Annotated in this window: 19 protein-coding genes; 14 read left to right on the top strand and 5 right to left on the bottom strand. The window is 60.5% G+C overall.

The window, feature by feature from the left end; genetic code table 11:
• The first annotated feature begins 193 nt into the window (after nt 1-193).
• The 8 genes from mreB (at nt 194) to tldD (ending at nt 11,373) form a co-directional block, all read left to right on the top strand.
• Entirely contained in the window at nt 194-1,231 is a 1,038-nt protein-coding gene (gene mreB, locus A7K61_RS14510; RefSeq protein ID WP_002555108.1) for a rod shape-determining protein MreB, read from the top strand.
• A gap of 139 nt (nt 1,232-1,370) precedes the next feature.
• The gene (mreC, locus tag A7K61_RS14515; RefSeq protein WP_083263097.1) at nt 1,371-2,459 is read left to right on the top strand and encodes a rod shape-determining protein MreC; all 1,089 of its coding nucleotides are present in this window, start codon (nt 1,371-1,373) and stop codon (nt 2,457-2,459) included.
• Nucleotides 2,459-2,947, top strand: a complete 489-nt coding sequence (mreD, locus tag A7K61_RS14520; protein WP_003188558.1) for a rod shape-determining protein MreD — start codon at nt 2,459-2,461, stop codon at nt 2,945-2,947. Before mreC ends, mreD begins: the two co-directional genes overlap by 1 nt.
• Nucleotides 2,948-2,998: 51 nt before the next feature.
• Nucleotides 2,999-3,595: a nucleoside triphosphate pyrophosphatase gene (locus tag A7K61_RS14525; RefSeq protein WP_044271619.1), complete on the top strand. Its 597-nt coding sequence runs from the start codon at nt 2,999-3,001 to the stop codon at nt 3,593-3,595.
• A 70-nt stretch (nt 3,596-3,665) separates the two neighbouring features.
• Nucleotides 3,666-5,123 carry a ribonuclease G gene (rng, locus tag A7K61_RS14530; RefSeq protein WP_003188562.1) on the top strand — a complete coding sequence of 486 codons (1,458 nt, stop codon included), beginning with the start codon at nt 3,666-3,668 and terminating at the stop codon, nt 5,121-5,123.
• Nucleotides 5,124-5,201: 78 nt separating this feature from the next.
• The gene (locus tag A7K61_RS14535; RefSeq protein WP_069557825.1) at nt 5,202-9,017 is read left to right on the top strand and encodes a YhdP family protein; all 3,816 of its coding nucleotides are present in this window, start codon (nt 5,202-5,204) and stop codon (nt 9,015-9,017) included.
• Between the two features lie 48 nt (nt 9,018-9,065).
• Nucleotides 9,066-9,914: a carbon-nitrogen hydrolase family protein gene (locus tag A7K61_RS14540; protein WP_044271623.1), complete on the top strand. Its 849-nt coding sequence runs from the start codon at nt 9,066-9,068 to the stop codon at nt 9,912-9,914.
• 16 nt (nt 9,915-9,930) lie between these two features.
• On the top strand, nt 9,931-11,373 hold the full coding sequence (tldD, locus tag A7K61_RS14545) for a metalloprotease TldD (RefSeq protein WP_003188566.1): 1,443 nt from the start codon (nt 9,931-9,933) through the stop codon (nt 11,371-11,373).
• A gap of 45 nt (nt 11,374-11,418) precedes the next feature.
• Here tldD and yjgA read toward each other — a convergent pair whose 3' ends face one another.
• On the bottom strand, nt 11,419-11,940 hold the full coding sequence (gene yjgA / locus A7K61_RS14550; protein WP_003188568.1) for a ribosome biogenesis factor YjgA: 522 nt from the start codon (nt 11,938-11,940) through the stop codon (nt 11,419-11,421).
• A 108-nt stretch (nt 11,941-12,048) separates the two neighbouring features.
• On the opposite strand from yjgA, the gene pmbA reads away from it, so the two are divergent.
• The 6 genes from pmbA (at nt 12,049) to A7K61_RS14580 (ending at nt 17,302) form a co-directional block, all read left to right on the top strand.
• Entirely contained in the window at nt 12,049-13,395 is a 1,347-nt protein-coding gene (gene pmbA / locus A7K61_RS14555; RefSeq protein WP_044271627.1) for a metalloprotease PmbA, read from the top strand.
• 147 nt (nt 13,396-13,542) lie between these two features.
• A complete protein-coding gene (locus A7K61_RS14560; RefSeq protein ID WP_032893559.1) occupies nt 13,543-13,938 on the top strand; it encodes a hypothetical protein in 396 nt (131 codons plus the stop codon).
• Nucleotides 13,931-15,307: a lyase family protein gene (locus tag A7K61_RS14565; protein WP_069557826.1), complete on the top strand. Its 1,377-nt coding sequence runs from the start codon at nt 13,931-13,933 to the stop codon at nt 15,305-15,307. The genes A7K61_RS14560 and A7K61_RS14565 overlap by 8 nt, the downstream gene beginning before the upstream one ends.
• Nucleotides 15,308-15,334: 27 nt before the next feature.
• Nucleotides 15,335-15,763 (top strand): hypothetical protein, encoded by a 429-nt coding sequence (locus A7K61_RS14570; protein ID WP_003188573.1) that lies wholly within the window; start codon nt 15,335-15,337, stop codon nt 15,761-15,763.
• A 1-nt stretch (nt 15,764) separates the two neighbouring features.
• Nucleotides 15,765-16,376 (top strand): superoxide dismutase, encoded by a 612-nt coding sequence (locus A7K61_RS14575; RefSeq protein WP_044271631.1) that lies wholly within the window; start codon nt 15,765-15,767, stop codon nt 16,374-16,376.
• A gap of 32 nt (nt 16,377-16,408) precedes the next feature.
• On the top strand, nt 16,409-17,302 hold the full coding sequence (locus tag A7K61_RS14580; RefSeq protein WP_032893556.1) for a ZIP family metal transporter: 894 nt from the start codon (nt 16,409-16,411) through the stop codon (nt 17,300-17,302).
• A gap of 122 nt (nt 17,303-17,424) precedes the next feature.
• Here A7K61_RS14580 and A7K61_RS14585 read toward each other — a convergent pair whose 3' ends face one another.
• Genes A7K61_RS14585 through hpf form a run of 4 tightly spaced genes read right to left on the bottom strand, consistent with a single transcriptional unit; the run spans nt 17,425 to nt 19,354 of the window.
• Complete coding sequence (locus A7K61_RS14585; RefSeq protein WP_044271635.1) at nt 17,425-17,697, bottom strand: HPr family phosphocarrier protein; 273 nt, start codon at nt 17,695-17,697, stop codon at nt 17,425-17,427.
• A gap of 16 nt (nt 17,698-17,713) precedes the next feature.
• Nucleotides 17,714-18,571, bottom strand: a complete 858-nt coding sequence (gene rapZ, locus A7K61_RS14590; protein WP_003188578.1) for an RNase adapter RapZ — start codon at nt 18,569-18,571, stop codon at nt 17,714-17,716.
• Nucleotides 18,572-18,573: 2 nt separating this feature from the next.
• Nucleotides 18,574-19,038 (bottom strand): PTS IIA-like nitrogen regulatory protein PtsN, encoded by a 465-nt coding sequence (ptsN, locus tag A7K61_RS14595; RefSeq protein WP_047712596.1) that lies wholly within the window; start codon nt 19,036-19,038, stop codon nt 18,574-18,576.
• Between the two features lie 10 nt (nt 19,039-19,048).
• The gene (hpf, locus tag A7K61_RS14600; protein WP_003171804.1) at nt 19,049-19,354 is read right to left on the bottom strand and encodes a ribosome hibernation-promoting factor, HPF/YfiA family; all 306 of its coding nucleotides are present in this window, start codon (nt 19,352-19,354) and stop codon (nt 19,049-19,051) included.
• Nucleotides 19,355-19,372: the final 18 nt, after the last annotated feature.

A 19,372-nucleotide genomic window follows, 5' to 3' on the forward strand; every position in this document is an offset into this window, starting at 1 on the left:
AACAGAACGGAGGGCGTCCGTGTGTTAGATTGTCGGAACACTACCGCATTTCTACGGTCATAAGGCCGCGATTGTGGGGGTTGGTGCACAGAAAGTCGGCCAATTTAGCACATTGGCGCCTTGCCCAAAATCCCTGTCGTTGTTAGAGTTTGCCGCACTTTTTTACCCACGCGTTGCCTAGGGTCCTTTCCCCATGTTCAAGAAACTGCGTGGCATGTTTTCCAGCGATCTCTCCATTGACCTGGGCACTGCCAACACCCTTATTTACGTGCGCGAGCGCGGTATCGTTCTGAATGAGCCATCGGTTGTGGCCATTCGGACCCATGGTAATCAGAAAAGTGTCGTTGCCGTTGGCACCGAGGCCAAGCGCATGCTCGGCCGTACACCAGGCAATATTGCTGCCATTCGTCCGATGAAGGATGGCGTGATCGCCGATTTCAGCGTCTGCGAAAAGATGCTGCAGTACTTCATCAACAAAGTTCACGAAAACAGTTTTCTGCAGCCCAGCCCTCGCGTGCTGATCTGCGTTCCGTGCAAGTCCACCCAGGTTGAGCGTCGCGCCATCCGTGAATCGGCCCTTGGCGCCGGTGCCCGTGAAGTCTTCCTGATCGAAGAGCCGATGGCCGCTGCGATCGGTGCCGGCCTGCCGGTTGAAGAAGCACGCGGTTCGATGGTGGTGGATATCGGTGGTGGTACGACCGAAATCGCCCTGATTTCCCTGAACGGTGTGGTGTATGCCGAATCCGTACGCGTGGGCGGCGACCGTTTCGACGAAGCGATCATCACGTATGTGCGTCGTAACTACGGCAGCCTGATCGGCGAGTCCACCGCCGAGCGCATCAAGCAGGAAATCGGCACCGCTTACCCAGGCGGCGAAGTGCGCGAAGTCGATGTGCGCGGTCGCAACCTGGCCGAAGGCGTTCCACGTGCCTTCACCCTGAACTCCAATGAAGTGCTGGAGGCTCTGCAAGAGTCCCTGGCCACCATCGTTCAGGCGGTGAAAAGCGCCCTGGAGCAATCGCCGCCGGAGCTGGCTTCCGATATCGCCGAGCGTGGCCTGGTACTGACCGGTGGTGGCGCCTTGCTGCGCGACCTCGACAAGTTGCTGGCCCAGGAAACCGGCCTGCCGGTGATCGTCGCCGAAGACCCGCTGACCTGTGTTGCCCGTGGCGGTGGTCGTGCGCTGGAAATGATGGATAAACACACCATGGACCTGCTCTCCAGCGAATAAGATTGCCTGGATGGTTCATGCTTCGTCGGCAGGCAGCACTTTGCAGTGCTGCCTGTTGGCGTTTATCTTCTTCAATCTGCATCCAGGCCGGTTTGATGCCGTATGAATAAAGAGAACATTTGCCTGGGAGGAGCGGCTTATTAAACCGCTTTTCGCCAAAGGCCCCTCATTGGGTGTGCGCTTATTGGTGCTGACCGTGCTTTCGGTCGCGCTGATGGTGGTCGATGCCCGCTTTGCACTGCTCAAGCCGGTGCGTAGCCAGATGTCGCTGGTGTTGATGCAGACCTACTGGATCACCGACCTGCCGCAACGTCTATTCCAGGGTGTGTCCAGCCAATTTGGCAGCCGCACCGAACTGGTCGCCGAGAACGAAAAACTCAAGACTGAAAACCTGCTGTTGCAGGGGCGCATGCAAAAGCTGGCGGCCCTCACCGAGCAGAACGTTCGGCTGCGCGAGTTGCTCAATTCTTCCGCGCTGGTCAACGAAAAGGTCGAAGTGGCCGAGCTGATCGGCATGGACCCCAACCCCTTTACCCACCGCATCATCATCAACAAGGGTGAGCGCGACGGTGTGGTGCTTGGCCAGCCGGTGCTCGATGCCCGTGGCCTGATGGGCCAGGTGGTCGAGTTGATGCCCTACACCTCGCGGGTGCTGTTGCTGACGGATACGACCCACAGCATTCCGGTACAGGTCAACCGTAACGGCCTGCGCGCCATTGCCAGCGGCACCGGCAACCCGGAACGCCTGGAGCTGCGCCATGTGGCGGACACCGCTGACATCAAGGAAGGTGACCTGCTGGTCAGCTCTGGCCTGGGCCAGCGCTTCCCGGCGGGTTATCCGGTGGCGACGGTCAAAGAGGTGATCCATGATTCCGGCCAGCCGTTCGCTATCGTTCGGGCGGTACCGACTGCCGCTTTGAACCGCAGCCGCTACCTGCTGCTGGTGTTCAGCGACAACCGCACCCCGGAAGAGCGCGCCAACGACGCTGCCCAGGCCCAGGAAGCGGAAGACCAGCAGAATGGTACCGCGCCTATCGTGCCGGCCACGGTGCCGAAACCGGCTTTCGTCGGTCCGCCTGCACCTGCGGCAACAACTGCCCCGGCACCGGCGGCAACGCCCGCTCAACCGGCAGCGCACAACGCGCGCCCGGCTAAGCCAGCGGCGGCCAAACCCCCGGCCACTACGCCGAGCACCGCTCCGGCCACCACACGGCAGAGGGAGCAATAATGGCCGGTACTCATTCACGCAATGGCTGGATCGTCTGGCTGACCTTCGCCATCGGCCTGCTGCTCAGTGTTTCGCCGCTGCCGCAGTTCATGGAAATTCTGCGTCCGCTCTGGCTGGCCTTGCTGCTGGCGTTCTGGTCATTGAACCTGCCGCACAAGGTGGGCATGGTCACGGCGATGTGCCTGGGGTTGGCCGAAGATGTGCTGTATGGCACCTTGCTGGGCCAGAACGCGTTGATCCTGACCCTGATTACCTTTCTGGTGCTGTCGTTGCAACAGCGCTTGCGCATGTTCCCGATGTGGCAGCAGTGTTTGGTGATCCTGGTGATCTTCGGCCTGGCGCAGTTGGTGCAACTGTGGCTCAGCGCGTTGACTGGCAACCGCCAGCCGACCCTGGCGCTGGTCTTGCCGGCGCTGGTCAGTGCCTTGTTGTGGCCCTGGATCAGTTTTGGCCTGCGTGGGCTGCGTCGCCGCTATAAAATCAATTGAATGGATTGCGAGGCTCTGCCTGGTTATCGAACCCCACAGGGAGAGGCTGCAATGAATTCGCTTTATCTGGCCTCGGGCTCCCCGCGGCGACGTGAACTGCTGGCCCAGATCGGTGTGCCCTTCACCTTGGTCAGCGCCGCTATTGATGAAACGCCCCTCAACAACGAACCTGCCGTTGCCTATGTCGAGCGCCTTGCGCGGGGCAAGGCGACGGCGGGTTTTGTTGCGCTTGGCCACACCTCAAACACCTGCGTGCTAGGGGCCGACACGGCGGTGATCGTTGACGGGCAGATCCTGGGCAAACCGGTGGATCAGGCCGATGCACTGGCCATGCTGATGGCCCTTTCCGGCCGCGAGCATGAAGTGCTTACCGCCATTGCCCTGACCGACGGCCAGCAATGTGAAACCCGATGTGTCAGCAGCCGTGTACGTTTCCGCGAGGTTTCTGTGCAGGAGGCTACCACCTACTGGCACAGTGGCGAACCGCAGGACAAGGCTGGCGGCTATGCTATCCAAGGGCTGGGTTCGGTGTTTGTGGCCGGGCTTAATGGCAGTTATTCCGCCGTGGTGGGCCTGCCAGTCTGCGAAACCGCGCAACTGCTCGCCCAATTCGGCATACCCTGTTGGCAAAACCTTACCGTGTGCTGAACGCCGTATTCCAGCGCCAAGCCTTAAGCGAACGGTCACTATTGTGAAAACGCCTGAACGAGACCCAGCCATGAGTGAAGAGATTCTGATCAATATCACGCCGATGGAATCGCGCGTGGCGGTGGTAGAGAACGGTGTTCTGCAAGAAGTGCATGTCGAACGCACCCAGAAACGCGGGATCGTCGGCAATATCTACAAAGGCAAGGTGGTGCGCGTATTGCCGGGCATGCAGGCGGCCTTCGTCGACATCGGCCTGGACCGTGCAGCGTTTATCCATGCCTCGGAAATTTCCCTGCGCGAAGGCCCTGCGGTGGAAAGCATCAGCGCGCTGGTGCACGAGGGCCAGAGCCTGGTGGTGCAAGTCACCAAGGACCCTATCGGTTCCAAGGGCGCCCGCTTGACCACCCAGCTGTCGATTCCCTCGCGCTACCTGGTGTACATGCCACGCACTGCCCATGTGGGCATTTCCCTGAAGATCGAAGATGAAGCCGAGCGCGAGCGCCTGAAGAAGGTGGTCAGCGACTGTGTCGCCGCCGAGGGCATCAAGGAAGCGGGTGGGTTTATCCTGCGCACCGCCGCAGAAGGCGCTGGCGCGGATGAAATTCTCATGGATATTCGCTACCTGCGGCGCCTGTGGGACCAGATCGACGCCCAGATCAAAACCATCGGCGCGCCCAGCGTCATCTATGAAGACCTCGGCCTGGCGCTGCGCACGCTGCGCGACCTGGTAAGCCCGAAGATCGAGAAAATTCGCATCGACTCGCGGGAAACCTTCCAGCGTACTACGCAATTTGTTGCCGAGTTGATGCCAGAAATCGCCGATCGCCTGGAACACTACCCCGGCGAGCGGCCGATCTTCGACCTGTATGGCGTCGAAGACGAAATCCAGAAAGCCCTGGAACGCAAGGTGCCACTCAAGTCCGGCGGCTATCTGGTGGTAGACCCGGCAGAAGCCATGACCACCATCGACGTCAACACCGGTGCATTCGTGGGCCATCGCAACCTTGAAGAGACCATCTTCAAGACCAATCTCGAAGCGGCCACGGCCATCGCCCGTCAACTGCGCCTGCGCAACCTGGGCGGCATCATCATCATCGACTTCATCGACATGGAAGATGAAGAGCACCAGCGCCAGGTGCTGCGCACGCTTGAGAAGCAACTGGAGCGCGATCACGCCAAGACCAACATCATCGGCATCACCGAGTTGGGCCTGGTGCAGATGACCCGCAAGCGCACGCGCGAAAGCCTCGAGCAGGTGCTGTGCGAGCCGTGCAGCAGCTGCCAGGGCCGCGGCAAACTGAAGACCCCGGAAACGGTTTGCTACGAGATTTTCCGCGAGATCCTGCGCGAGGCGCGCGCCTACCAGGCCGAAGGTTATAGAGTACTTGCCAATCAGAAGGTGGTGGATCGCCTGCTGGACGAAGAGTCCGGTAACGTCGCCGAACTGGAAAGTTTTATCGGTCGCACGATTCGCTTCCAGGTCGAAACCATGTATTCACAGGAACAATACGACGTGGTGTTGCTCTGATCCCCAGCTGTGCACTTTCTTCGAGACCGGCAGACCTTGATCTGCCGTCCGCTAACTGTTTTTTGAGGGTCGCCTGACATGGAGCGTCTGATACGCTTTTTTGCCGCTTTGACCCGTTGGGGCCTGGGCCTGTGCGCGTTGTTGCTGGTATTGGCAGCGGTGTACGTGAGCCTGGGGCGCGAACTCACCCCGCTGGTGGCCGAATACCGCGCCGAAGTCGAAGCCAAGGCCCAGGCTGCGCTGGAGACGCCGCTGCATATCGGTAGCCTTGAGGGCCGCTGGAGCGGGTTTGCCCCGGTATTGCTGGCCCACGACGTCATGGTCGGCGAGGGTAGCAGTGCCTTGCGCCTGGACCAGGTGGAAGTGGTGCCGGACATGTGGGCCAGCCTGTTGGCCCGCGAAGTGCGCATCGCTCATCTGCAAGTCAGTGGCCTGCAACTGAGTGTCAAGGAAGACCAGGACGGCCGCTGGACGCTGCAAGGCTTGCCGGTTCAGGACAATCAGCCGTTGGACCCGCAACAGCTGCTGACGCGCATGCAGATGGTCAAGCGCGTGTCGGTGCTGGACAGCCAGGTGACCCTGCAACCCTTCGACCAGGCGCCGGTGACCGTAACCTATGTGGGCCTGAGCCTGCATACCGGCATTAGCCAGCAGCGCCTGGACGCTCGCCTGACATTGCCCGACGGCCAACCGTTGGCGGTCAGCCTGCGTAGCCGCATTCGTGCCAGCCAGTGGCAAGACGCTGAGGTCGATGCCTACCTGAGCCTGCCGCAAAGCGACTGGGCCAAGTGGATTCCCGCGAGGTTGACCCAGCAATGGAAGCTGACGCAATTGAAGGCCGGCGGCGAGTTTTGGCTCAGTTGGGCCAAAGGCACAGTGCAAAGCGCGGCGGTACGCCTCAATTCGCCCCAAGTGAAGGGCAGCTACGCCGACCGTAAGCCGGTACACCTCGAAAACCTGGCCCTGACCGCCTACCTGCAGCGCAGTGACACTGGCCTCAAGGTGCTGTTTGATTCCTTGGCGATGAACATTGGCGAAACCCGTTGGGAGTCGCGCCTGCAATTGCAGCAAAGCCTGGCGACCGACAAGGAACAGGAAGTGTGGAAGTTGCAGGCCGATCGTCTCGACCTCACTCCCATCACACCGCTGCTCAACGCCTTGGCACCGCTGCCGGACGGTTTCGCCAAGGCCGTCGAACACCTCAAAGCCACCGGCCTGTTACGCAATGTGCTGGTGGACTTCCGGCCGCAAGACACCACCGACCGCAAACTCAGTTTTGCCGCCAACCTGGAGCGTGTCGGCTTCGATGCCTACTTTGGCGCGCCGGCCGCACGCAATGTGTCCGGCAGCATCAGTGGCGACCTGGGCCAGGGCGAGTTGCGCATGGACAGCAAGGACTTCTCCTTGCATCTGTATCCGATCTTCGCCAAGCCGTGGCAATACATCCAGGCCAATGCGCGCCTGACCTGGAAGCTGGACAAGCAAGGCTTCACCCTGATCGCCCCGTATATCAAGGTACTGGGCGAGGAAGGCAAGGTGGCGGCGGACTTCCTGATTCGCCTGCATTTCGACCACAGCCAGGAAGACTACATGGACCTGCGGGTCGGCATGGTCGATGGCGATGGCCGTTTCACTCCCAAATACCTACCGGCCGTGTTGAGCCCGGCGCTGGATGAATGGCTGCGCACGGCGATCCTCAAGGGTGCGGTGGACGAAGGCTTTTTCCAGTACCAGGGTTCGCTCAGCCACAATGCGCTGCCGGCGTCGCGCAATATCAGCCTGTTCTTCAAGGTGCATGATGCCGAACTGGCCTTCCAGCCCGGCTGGCCTCATGTGAACAAGGTCAATGGTGAAGTGTTCGTCGAGGAAAGCGGCGTACGCATCCTGGCGAGCAAGGGCCAGTTGCTCGACACCCAGGTCAAGGATGTCTACGTCAATATCCCCCACGCCCCAGCGGGCGGGGACAGTCATCTGCTGCTCACGGGCGGGTTCTCCGGCGGTTTGGGCGACGGCCTGAAGATCCTTCAAGAAGCCCCTATCGGCACGGCGTCCACGTTCGCTGGCTGGAAAGGCGAGGGCGACCTGCAAGGTAGCCTGGACTTGGACGTACCGCTGGCCAAAGGCACTGAGCCCAAGATCGTGGTGGACTTCAAGACCGACAAGGCGCGCCTGCAATTGGCGGAACCGCCGCTGGACCTGACCCAGCTCAAAGGTGATTTTCGCTTCGACAGCGCCAAGGGCCTGAGCGGGCAGAAGATCTCGGCCCAGGCGTTCGACCGCCCCATCACGGCGCAGATCTTTGCCGAAGGCAAGCCGGGCAATATCAGCACTCGCGTGACCGCCAATGGCCAGGTCACCGTCAAGCGCCTCACGGACTGGTTGAACATCAGCCAGCCGTTGCCGGTCTCCGGCGATATTCCCTACCAGTTGCAAGTGATCCTCGACGGCGCAGACAGCCAGTTGATGGTCAATTCCAACCTCAAAGGCGTCGCGGTGGACCTGCCGGCACCGTTTGGCATGCCGGCCAGCCAGGGGCGTGACAGCACTTTTCGTATGACCTTGCAGGGCGCTGAACGCCGTTACTGGTTTGATTACGGCGAGCTGGCGAATTTCACTTTTGCCGCGCCGCCGGACACGTTCAATGATGGCCGCGGCGAACTGTTCCTCGGCGATGGTGATGCCGTGCTGCCCGGTGCCAAAGGCCTGCGCATTCGTGGCGTGCTGTCGGAACTGGATATCGATCCCTGGAAGAAACTTGTGGATCGCTACGCGGGCAATGATCCAGGTGGCAATGCCAAGCAACTGCTCAGCGGTGCGGACTTCAAGGTGGGCAAGCTGACCGGGTTTGGTACCCAGTTTGACCAGGTCAGCTTGCAGCTTGATCGCAAACCAGCGGCCTGGGGCCTGCAACTCGATAGCCAGCAAGCCAAGGGCACGGTGAACCTGCCGGACGCCAAGGGCGCGCCGATTGCAGTCAACCTCAAATATGTGAAATTGCCTGCGGCAGACCCAACCGCGCAGGCGGACGAAAACGCGCCGGACCCGCTGGCCGATATCGACCCCAAGAGCATTCCGGCCCTGGATATTGCCGTCGACCAATTGTTCCAGGGCTCGGACCTGATCGGCGCCTGGTCGCTGAGAATCCGCCCGACCGCCAAGGGCCTGGCTTTCAATAACCTCGACCTTGGCCTCAAGGGCATGTTGCTCAAGGGCGCCGGGGGCTGGGAAGGTGCGCCAGGCGCCAGCAGCAGTTGGTACAAGGGCCGCCTCGACGGCCGTAACATTGCCGACGTGCTCAAAGGGTGGGGTTTTGCGCCTACGGTGACCAGCGAAGACTTCCACCTGGACGTGGATGGCCGCTGGCCGGGTTCGCCGGCCTGGGTCGGGCCCAAGCGCTTTTCCGGCAGCCTGGATGCTGCGTTCCGTAAAGGTCAGTTCGTCGAAGTGGAGGGCGGGGCCCAGGCATTGCGCGTGTTTGGCCTGCTTAACTTCAACTCCATTGGCCGGCGTTTGCGTTTGGACTTTTCCGACTTGTTCGGCAAGGGCTTGAGTTACGACCGGGTCAAAGGCTTGTTGGCCGCCAGTAATGGCGTGTTCGTGACCCGCGAACCCATCACCATGACCGGGCCTTCCACCAATCTTGAGCTAAACGGCACCCTGGATCTGGTTGCCGATCGCGTCGACGCCAAGTTGCTGGTCACGTTGCCTGTGACCAACAACCTGCCGATTGCGGCGCTGATTGTCGGTGCGCCGGCCATTGGTGGTGCGCTGTTTTTGATCGACAAGCTGATCGGTGACCGGGTTTCGCGCTTTGCCAGTGTGCAATACAAGGTGCAGGGCCCTTGGAAGGATCCGAAAATCACCTTCGACAAGCCATTTGAAAAGCCAAACTGAGAGGCTGTGGAGTAGCATGGCCCCATGCCCTGTATGGAGTGTCGGCCCATGTCCTTTGCGGTAATTCAAATGGTCAGCCAGAGTGACGTGCTGGCCAACCTCGCCCAGGCGCGTCGCCTGTTGGAACAGGCGGCGGCCGGTGGCGCGAAACTCGCGGTGCTGCCGGAGAATTTCGCCGCCATGGGGCGCCGTGACGTGGCCGACATTGGCCGCGCCGAGGCGTTGGGCCAAGGGCCTGTGTTGCCCTGGTTGAAACAGGCCGCCCGCGACCTCACCTTATGGATAGTGGCCGGCACATTACCGTTGCCGCCCAAGGACCAGCCCCACGCCAAGCCCAACGCTTGCTCGCTGCTGATCAACGATCAGGGTGAAATCGTCGCTCGCTACGACAAACTCCATTTGTTTGATGTGGACGTAGCGGACGCTCGCGGTCGTTATCGCGAATCTGACGACTATGCTTTCGGTAACCAAGTGGTTGTGGCGGATACGCCGGTGGGCCGTGTGGGGTTGACGGTGTGTTATGACCTGCGTTTCCCCGAGCTGTACAGCGAGTTGCGTGCGGCGGGGGCTGAACTGATTACGGCGCCCTCGGCCTTCACGGCGGTGACCGGGGCTGCGCACTGGGATGTGCTTATTCGTGCGCGGGCCATCGAAACCCAGTGCTACCTGCTGGCGGCCGCCCAGGGTGGTGTGCACCCAGGCCCACGGGAAACCTTTGGCCACGCAGCGATTGTCGACCCTTGGGGCCGAGTGCTAGCGCAACAGGATCAAGGCGAAGCGGTGTTACTGGCCGAACGCGATAGCAGTGAACAGGCGTCGATACGGGCGCGCATGCCGGTGACCAATCACCGGCGCTTTTTCTCGCAGGGCGCGCAGCGGCCTGCTTCAGAACGATGAATTTAAGGCCAAACCTATGAGCGAGTTGTTGTCCTCAGTCAGTGATCACCTCCTGGCACCCGGTGGCGTGACCATCGAAAGCCTGCAAACCGTGCTCGGCGATCTGGCCGGGCCGGGTATCGATGCGGCTGACCTGTATTTCCAGGGGCAGATTTCCGAGTCTTGGGCGCTGGAAGATGGGATCGTCAAGGAAGGCAGTTTCAACCTTGACCAGGGCGTAGGCGTTCGCGCGCAATCGGGTGAGAAGACCGGCTTTGCCTACAGCAATGCGATCACCCTGGAGGCCCTGGGCCTGGCGGCGCGTGCCGCCCGTTCGATTTCCCGTGCCGGCCAGAATGGCACGGTGCAGGCATTCAGTACCCAGGACGTGGCCCAGTTGTATGCGCCGGATAACCCCTTGGAAGTGATCAGCCGTGCGGAAAAGGTCGAGCTGCTCAAGCGTATCGACGCAGCTACCCGTGCCTTGGACCCGCGTATCCAGCAAGTGACCGTGAGCATGGCCGGCGTGTGGGAGCGCATCCTCGTGGCGTCCACCGACGGTGGGCTGGCGGCGGATGTACGGCCACTGGTGCGTTTCAATGTGAGTGTGATCGTCGAACAGAACGGGCGCCGCGAGCGCGGTGGCCATGGCGGCGGCGGGCGCACCGACTACCGTTATTTCCTCGCTGACGACCGTGCCATGGGCTATGCCCGTGAGGCGCTGCGCCAGGCATTGGTCAACCTGGAAGCGATACCGGCACCGGCCGGTACCTTGCCGGTGGTGCTGGGCTCGGGTTGGTCTGGGGTGTTGCTCCACGAAGCCGTGGGCCATGGCCTGGAAGGCGATTTCAACCGCAAGGGCAGTTCCGCTTATAGCGGGCGCATGGGCGAAATGGTTGCGTCCAAGCTGTGCACCATTGTCGATGACGGCACCCTGGCCGGCCGCCGTGGTTCGCTGAGTGTCGATGACGAAGGCACGCCGACCGAATGTACCACCCTGATCGAGAACGGCGTGCTCAAGGGCTACATGCAAGACAAGCTCAACGCCCGCCTGATGGGCGTGGCGCGTACCGGTAATGGTCGTCGCGAGTCTTACGCGCACCTGCCGATGCCGCGCATGACCAACACCTACATGCTCGGTGGCCAGAGCGATCCGGCAGAAATCATTGCCTCGGTCAAACGCGGTATCTACTGCGCCAACCTCGGCGGCGGCCAGGTGGACATCACCAGCGGCAAGTTCGTGTTCTCCACCAGCGAGGCGTACCTGATCGAAGACGGCAAGATTACCGCGCCGGTCAAAGGGGCGACGCTGATTGGTAACGGGCCCGAAGCCATGAGCAAGGTGTCGATGGTCGGTAACGACCTGTCGCTGGACAGCGGCGTGGGCACGTGCGGCAAGGATGGGCAGTCGGTGCCGGTAGGTGTCGGCCAGCCAACCTTGAAAATTGATGCGATCACCGTGGGTGGCACGGGGTCGTAGGAACGCAAGCTTCGGGTGGCGAAGACCGCCACCCGGAGAAGAGGATCAGCGCAGGCCGCGTTGAGTCTCGTCCAGCTCACGGATGTACTTGAAGATTTTACGGCTGGTGGCTGGCGCCTTGTTATGCGCCAGCTCGTGCTGGGCCTGACGGATCAGGGAGCGCAATTGCTGGCGGTCCGCGTCCGGGTAGTCCAGTACGAATTTCTCCAGCACCGCGTCATCGCCCGAGATCAGGCGGTCACGCCAACGTTCCAGGTTGTGGAAGCGTTCGTTGTACTGGCGAGTGGAGGCATCGGTTTGATCGAGCAAAGTCAGAATGGCGTCAATGTCTTGATCACGCATCAGCTTGCCGATAAACGAGATGTGCCGTTTACGCGCGATATTCGCGGTGTGCTTGGGCGCATCGGCCAGGGCTCGACGCATTTCGTCGGTCAGTGGCAGTTTTGCAACCAAATCCTTTTTGAGCGTTGTAAGGCGCTCGCCAAGGTCAACCAGAGCATGCAGCTCACGTTTGACCTGGGTTTTGCTTTTCTCCCCATCGAGGGAGTCGTCGTAAGAATCAACCATGGTGGCAGTCCGCAAAGAAACGCCGCCATGATAACCAGTCGGGGGCCGCTTGTCCGGCCCGGTCGCTCGATGGCCATTACCGAAAGCAGAATTTGAGTGGAGAAAACCATGAGTGCAGCCCAAAGCGTCGGTCCACAAGCGTTACCGGCACTGCAGGAACAAGTCGAGCAGATCCTTGCCGAGGCCAAGCGCCAGGGGGCCAGCGCCTGTGAAGTGGCGGTGTCGCTGGAGCAAGGCTTGTCGACTTCGGTGCGCCAGCGGGAAGTGGAAACGGTCGAATTCAATCGTGACCAAGGGTTTGGCATTACCTTGTATGCAGGCCAGCGCAAAGGCTCGGCCAGCACTTCCGCCAGTGGCCCTGAGGCGATTCGCGAGACCGTCGCCGCGGCACTGGCGATTGCCAAGCACACGTCCGAGGATGAAAGCTCGGGCCTGGCCGACAAGGCGCTGATGGCCAAGGATGTGCAGGATTTTGACCTGTTCCATGCCTGGGATATCACCCCTGAGCAAGCCATTGAGCTGGCGCTGACCTGCGAAGCGGCAGCCTTCGATGCCGATGCCCGCATCAAGAATGCGGACGGCACCACCTTGAGCACCCATCAGGGCTGCCGCGTCTACGGCAACAGCCATGGCTTTATCGGGGGTTATGCCTCCACGCGTCATAGCCTCAGTTGCGTGATGATTGCCGAAGCCAACGGGCAGATGCAGCGTGATTACTGGTACGACGTAAACCGCCAAGGCGATTTACTGGCAGACCCTGCAAGCATTGGCCTGCGTGCGGCGCAACGGGCTGCAAGCCGCCTGGGCGCGCGCCCGGTGCCGACCTGCGAAGTGCCTGTGCTGTTTTCCGCTGAGCTGGCTGGTGGTTTATTCGGCAGCTTCCTGGGGGCGATTTCCGGAGGCAACCTGTATCGCAAGTCTTCGTTCCTGGAAGGCGCCATCGGCCAGAAGCTGTTCCCTGAGTGGCTGACCATCGACGAGCGCCCGCACCTGATGCGCGCGATGGGCAGTTCGTCGTTCGACGGCGATGGCTTGGCAACCTATGCCAAGCCGTTTGTCGAAAAGGGTGAGCTGGTGTCCTATGTGCTGGGCACTTATGCCGGTCGCAAGCTGGGCCTGCCAAGCACCGCCAACGCGGGCGGCGTGCATAACCTGTTCGTGACCCATGGCGATGAAGACCAGGCCGCGTTGTTGCGGCGGATGGGGCGCGGGTTGCTGGTGACTGAATTGATGGGCCATGGCCTCAACATGGTCACCGGTGACTACTCGCGTGGTGCGGCGGGCTTCTGGGTGGAGAATGGCGAGATTCAGTTCGCCGTCCAGGAAGTGACCATCGCCGGCAATATGCGCGATATGTTCAAGCAAATCGTTGCCGTGGGTAACGACCTGGAACTGCGCAGCAATATCCGTACGGGTTCGGTGCTGATCGAACGCATGACAGTCGCTGGCAGCTAATCCCTCCAGCACGTCCCAAAAGGCGCGCCATCGCAAAGATGGCGCGCCTTTTTTATTGCGGGTCTTTTCGCAAGATCAATGGGCCACTCTTGTTTTGATTCTCAATATCATTTAATAATAAATATCATTACCGAATGAGTGTGGCTCATGAGTTCTGTTCTGCATGAGGATCCCTATCTGGAAAGCTGGCGTTGGATGAGCCGCCAGATTCGCTGTGGCCTGGATCCCAATGAACCCCGCCTGATCGAGCATTACCTCAACGAAGGTCGGTACCTGGCGTGTTGCACCGCAACCCATCCGTGGACGATCGCCGAAACCTCATTTCGCTTGTTGATCGACACTGCCAGCGATATCGCCTTGCCCTGGCATTGGCGCTCCCTGTGCCTGGACCAGGCCTGGCGGCCATTGCGCGACCTGGAAAAACTCTCCCACTGTGCCTGCCGCCTCAAGCGCTGGCAGACCTTTGCCTGGCAATTGGCGAGCTGCGAATTACTGCCTTCGATTTCCGTTTCTGACTTGGTGCAAGGATCTAATGATGAGTAACACCCGTATCGAACGCGACAGCATGGGCGAACTGCGTGTGCCGCAAGACGCTTTGTATGGCGCGCAAACCCAGCGTGCCGTGAATAATTTTCCGATCAGTCATCAACCCATGCCGGCGCAGTTCATCCGCGCCCTGATCCTGGCCAAGACCGCCGCCGCGAGGGTCAACGTCGACCTCAAGCAAATCAGCGAAGGGCAGGGCAAGGCCATTGTCGATGCCGCCCAAGGCCTGCTGGAAGGCGACTACATGCAGCATTTTCCGGTGGATATCTTCCAGACCGGCTCTGGCACCAGCTCCAACATGAACGCCAACGAAGTGATCGCGACCCTTGCCAGCCGTTTGCTCGGCGAGACGGTCAACCCCAATGACCACGTCAATTGCGGCCAGAGCAGCAACGACATCATCCCCACCACCATCCACGTCAGTGCCGCGTTGGTGCTGCATGAGCAAACACTGCCGGCCCTGTTGCATCTGGTGCAGGTCATCGAGCACAAATCCGAGGCGGTTCACCCGTTCATCAAGACCGGCCGCACGCATTTGATGGACGCCATGCCGGTGCGCATGAGCCAGGTGCTCAACGGCTGGGCGCAGCAGCTCAAGGCCAATATCGGCCACTTGCAGGACCTGCTGCCGGCGCTGCAAGCACTGGCCCAGGGCGGCACGGCGGTCGGTACCGGGATCAACGCGCACCCCGAGTTTGCCGGGCGCTTCAGCCAGCAACTGAGCCTTTTGACCGGCGTGAAGTTCACCCCCGGCAAGAACCTGTTCGCGCTGATTGGCTCTCAGGACACCGCCGTTGCAGTCTCTGGCCAGTTGAAAGCCACGGCGGTGTCACTGATGAAGATTGCCAATGACCTGCGCTGGATGAACTCTGGCCCATTGGCCGGCCTCGGTGAAATCGAACTGGAGGCGTTGCAGCCGGGCTCCTCGATCATGCCGGGCAAGGTCAACCCGGTAATTCCAGAAGCCACGGCCATGGTGGCCGCCCAGGTTATTGGCAACGACACAGTGATCACCGTGGCCGGCCAATCGGGCAACTTCGAGCTGAATGTGATGCTGCCGATCATTGCCCAGAACCTGCTCAGCAGCCTGGAGTTGCTGGCCAATGCCAGCCGGTTGCTGGCGGACAAGGCCATTGCCAGCTTCAAGGTCAACGAACCCAAGCTCAAGGAAGCGCTGTCGCGCAATCCGATCCTGGTCACCGCACTGAACCCGATCATCGGCTACCAGAAAGCCGCTGAAATCGCCAAGAAGGCGTATCAGCAAGGCCGCCCGGTGATCGAGGTCGCCCTCGAACACACCGACCTGCCTCGCAGCCAACTGGAAGTCCTGCTGGACCCGGAAAAGCTCACGGCTGGCGGCGTGTAATCAACGACCCTGCTTTGGAGGCTCACCATGGAGCACTGGAAACGCACGATCGAACGGGCCAATCGCTGCTTTATGGCGGGTGAGCTGGTTGACGCTCGCGAGGCCTATCTGCAAGCCCTGGCCCTGGCCCAAGTGTTGTTCGAACGCTGGGCGGATGCTGACGAAGCAGTGGCGGCTTGCGTCATTTCCCATCACAACCTGGCGGACCTGCACTTGCGCCTGAACCAGCCTGAGGAAAGCGCGGAATACCTGTGTGCTATCCATCAGCGTCTATTGCAGACCATGCAGGACCCACGCCTGAGCCCGTCATTGCGCGAGGCCGCGCTGCGCCAGAGCAGCAAGACCTACGTCGAGCTGCTGAATTTCATCAGCGATCACGGCGAATACCCACGCACTCATCGGCTGCTGGGCAGTGCTGCGACGCCAACGTCTACGTCCCACTATGGAGCACATTGATATGACTTATACCTTGCCGGCCTTGCCTTACGCCTACGACGCCCTCGAGCCGCATATCGACGCGCAAACCATGGAAATTCACTACACCAAACACCACCAGACCTACATCAATAACCTCAATGCCGCAGTCGAGGGCACTGAGTTCGCCGGCTGGCCGGTGGAGAAGCTGGTGTCCAGCGTCCAAACATTGCCTGAGAAATTACGCGCCGCCGTGGTCAACCAAGGAGGCGGGCATGCGAACCACTCGTTGTTCTGGGCGGTCATGTCACCGACAGGGGGAGGCAAACCCGAGGGTGCGCTGGGCAAGGCCATCGACGAACAACTTGGCGGCTTTGACAGCTTCAAGGAAGCCTTTACCAAGGCGGCGTTGACGCGTTTCGGCAGTGGTTGGGCCTGGTTGAGCGTTACGCCACAAAAAACGCTGGTGGTGGAAAGCAGCGGCAACCAGGACAGTCCGCTGATGAGCGGCAATACACCCATCCTCGGTCTGGACGTCTGGGAACACGCTTACTACCTGCAATATCAAAACAGACGACCCGAGTACATCAATGCATTTTATAGCGTCATCAACTGGCCGGAAGTTGCCGCGCGCTATCAGGCGGCCTTGGCCTGACACTCACTCCATAACAAGATCTAAGGCCGACTATGGGCACTCAAACACTGGCGATCGGTAGCGTACGAATGTTTCGTTATGCGTTTGGCACGCTGCTGCTATTGGCAGGTACTGCGTTATTGGTGGCCCATGGGCTGGCCTGGTTGAACCTGGAACCGCGCATCCTGCGTGCTTTGCAGGGCGGGGCGATCTGCGCGCTCGGCACCGCGCTGGGGGCGGTGCCGGTGTTGGTGATTCGGCGCATGCCGATGGCGCTGAGCGATACCCTGCTGGGCTTTGGGGCTGGTGTGATGCTGGCGGCGACCGCGTTTTCCCTGGTCGTGCCGGGTATCGCGGCTGCTGAAAGCCTGGGGCTGTCACCCTGGGGCGCCGGTGGCCTGATCAGCTTCGGCATCATGCTCGGAGCGTTCGGCCTGTACCTGGTGGACCGCAAGGTCTCTGGCGCCAGCCCGGAAATGCTGGTGGGTACACCGGATAAACCGGTTATCCCGCCGCGTATTTGGTTATTCGTGTTTGCCATCATTGCGCACAACATCCCGGAAGGCATGGCCGTGGGTGTCTCTGCGGGCGGAGGCATGGCGGATGCCGACAGCCTCGCCATGGGCATTGCCCTGCAGGATGTCCCCGAAGGGCTGGTGATTGCGTTGGTATTGGCGGGAGCGGGAATGTCGCGGGTCAAGGCCTTCCTGATTGGCGCTGCATCAGGCTTGGTTGAACCGGTATTTGCGGTGCTCTGCGCATGGCTGGTGAGCCTTGCCGAAGTGTTGTTGCCGTTGGGTCTGGCGCTGGCCGCTGGGGCAATGTTGCTGGTGGTGACTCATGAAGTCATCCCCGAGTCGCGCCGTAATGGTCATGAAAAGCTCGCCAGCCTTGGGCTGTGCCTCGGGTTTTGCCTGATGATGGTGATGGATACGGCGTTGGGCTGAGGATGGCTTTATCTATGTAGGAGCGAGCTTGCTCGCGAAAAACCTGAGAGCACTGCGTTTAACCAGGATGCCCGCGTTATCGTTGACGTTTTTCGCGAGCAAGCTCGCTCCTACCGCAGGGGTTATTCGCCTTCGTCGAAGTAGTTATTGATCAGTGCGACCAGTGCGTCCATAGCCTCCTGCTCTTGCTCACCTTCGGTTTTCAGATGGATTTTGGTGCCTTTGCCGGCCGCCAACATCATCATCGCCATGATGCTTTTGCCATCGACCATGGACTCTGGGGTGCGCCCAGCACGGATCTGGCAGGGGAACTGCCCGGCCACGCCGACGAACTTAGCCGACGCCCGGGCGTGCAGGCCCAGCTTGTTGATGATTTCAATTTCCCGAGCCGGCATCGCAGTGGTGTTCCTTTCAGCTAAGGTCGCGGTGGCGAACCTGGACGTTCTTGAGGGTTTGTTGCAGCACCTGTCCCAGCCGTTCAGTCAAATAGACCGAGCGGTGGTGGCCGCCGGTGCAGCCAATAGCAATGGTGACATAGGCCCGATTGCTGGCGGCAAAGCGCGGCAACCATTTGAGCAGGTAGCTGGAGATGTCCTGGAACATCTCTTCTACGTCTGGTTGCGCGGCCAGGTAGTCGACCACAGGCTGGTCCAGCCCCGACTGATCACGTAATTCCGGCTTCCAGTAAGGATTAGGCAGGCAGCGAACATCGAACACTAGGTCGGCGTCTACCGGCATGCCGCGCTTGAAGCCAAACGACTCGACCAGAAACGCCGTCCCCGGCTCAGGCTGGTTCAGCAGGCGCAGCTTGATCGCATCGCGAAGCTGATACAGGTTCAGGTTGGTGGTGTTGATCTTCAGGTCGGCCAGGTCAATGATCGGCCCCAGCAGTTTGGTCTCGTCCTCGATGGCTTCGGCCAGAGAGCGGTTGGCACTGCTGAGGGGGTGGCGTCGACGGGTTTCGGAGAACCGCTTGAGCAGGGTTTCTTCGTCTGCATCCAGGTACAGCACATCGCAATGAATGTGCTTGGCGCGCACTTCTTCCAACAGTTCCGGGAACCGCGAGAGGTGGCTGGGCAGGTTGCGGGCGTCAATCGAGACCGCAACCAGGGGCTGCGCCAATTCGGTATGGATCAGTGCACGTTCCGCCAGCTCTGGCAGCAGGCCGGCGGGCAGGTTGTCGATGCAATAGAAGCCGTTGTCCTCAAGCACATTGAGGGCGGTGCTCTTACCGGAGCCGGAGCGACCGCTGACGATGATCAAACGCATGATTACTGCCCGTTTTGTTCATCCAGGACAACTTGGTACAACGCTTCATTGCTGGAGGCGCTGCGCAGTTTGTCGCGTACATCCTTGCGGTCCAGCATGCTGGCGATCTGCCGGAGCAGTTCCAGGTGCGCATCGGTGGCGGCTTCCGGGACCAGCAGCACAAACAGCAGGTCGACCGGGGCGCCGTCGATGGCGTCGAAATCAATGGGGTGATCCAAGTGCAGCAAGGCGCTCACAGGTGTTTCACAGCCTTTGAGGCGGCAGTGCGGAATGGCGATGCCGTTGCCAAAACCGGTGGAACCGAGTTTTTCACGGGCAATCAACGCTTCGAAGACATCTTGCATCTCCAGATCCGGCACTTCGCGTGCGATCAGGTTGGCAATTTGTTCGAGGGCTTTTTTCTTGCTGCCGCCCGGCACGTTCACGAGGGAACGGCCGGGGGTCAGGATGGATTCAAGTCGGATCATGGGGGGAGAGTTAACGACCTGTACCTTGCATCAGGTGCAGATTCTTTTCCTTATGCTTTATGAGTTGGCGGTCGAGCTTGTCGTAGAGCGAGTCGATTGCCGCGTACATGTCTTCATGTTCCGCATTGGCGACGAGCTTGGCATTCGGTACGTGCAGGGTGGCCTCGATTTTCTGCTTGAGCTTATCGACCTCCATGATGACCTGCACGTTGGTGATCTTGTCAAAATGCCCCGCAAGCTTGTTCAGCTTGCTCTCGGTGTATTCACGCAGGGGCTTGGTGACTTCCAGCTGGTGTCCACTGATGTTGACTTGCATACAGCTTCTCCTTCGTTG

The sequence above is a fragment of the Pseudomonas sp. AP42 genome (genome assembly GCF_001728935.1).
Classification (GTDB): domain Bacteria; phylum Pseudomonadota; class Gammaproteobacteria; order Pseudomonadales; family Pseudomonadaceae; genus Aquipseudomonas; species Aquipseudomonas lactis.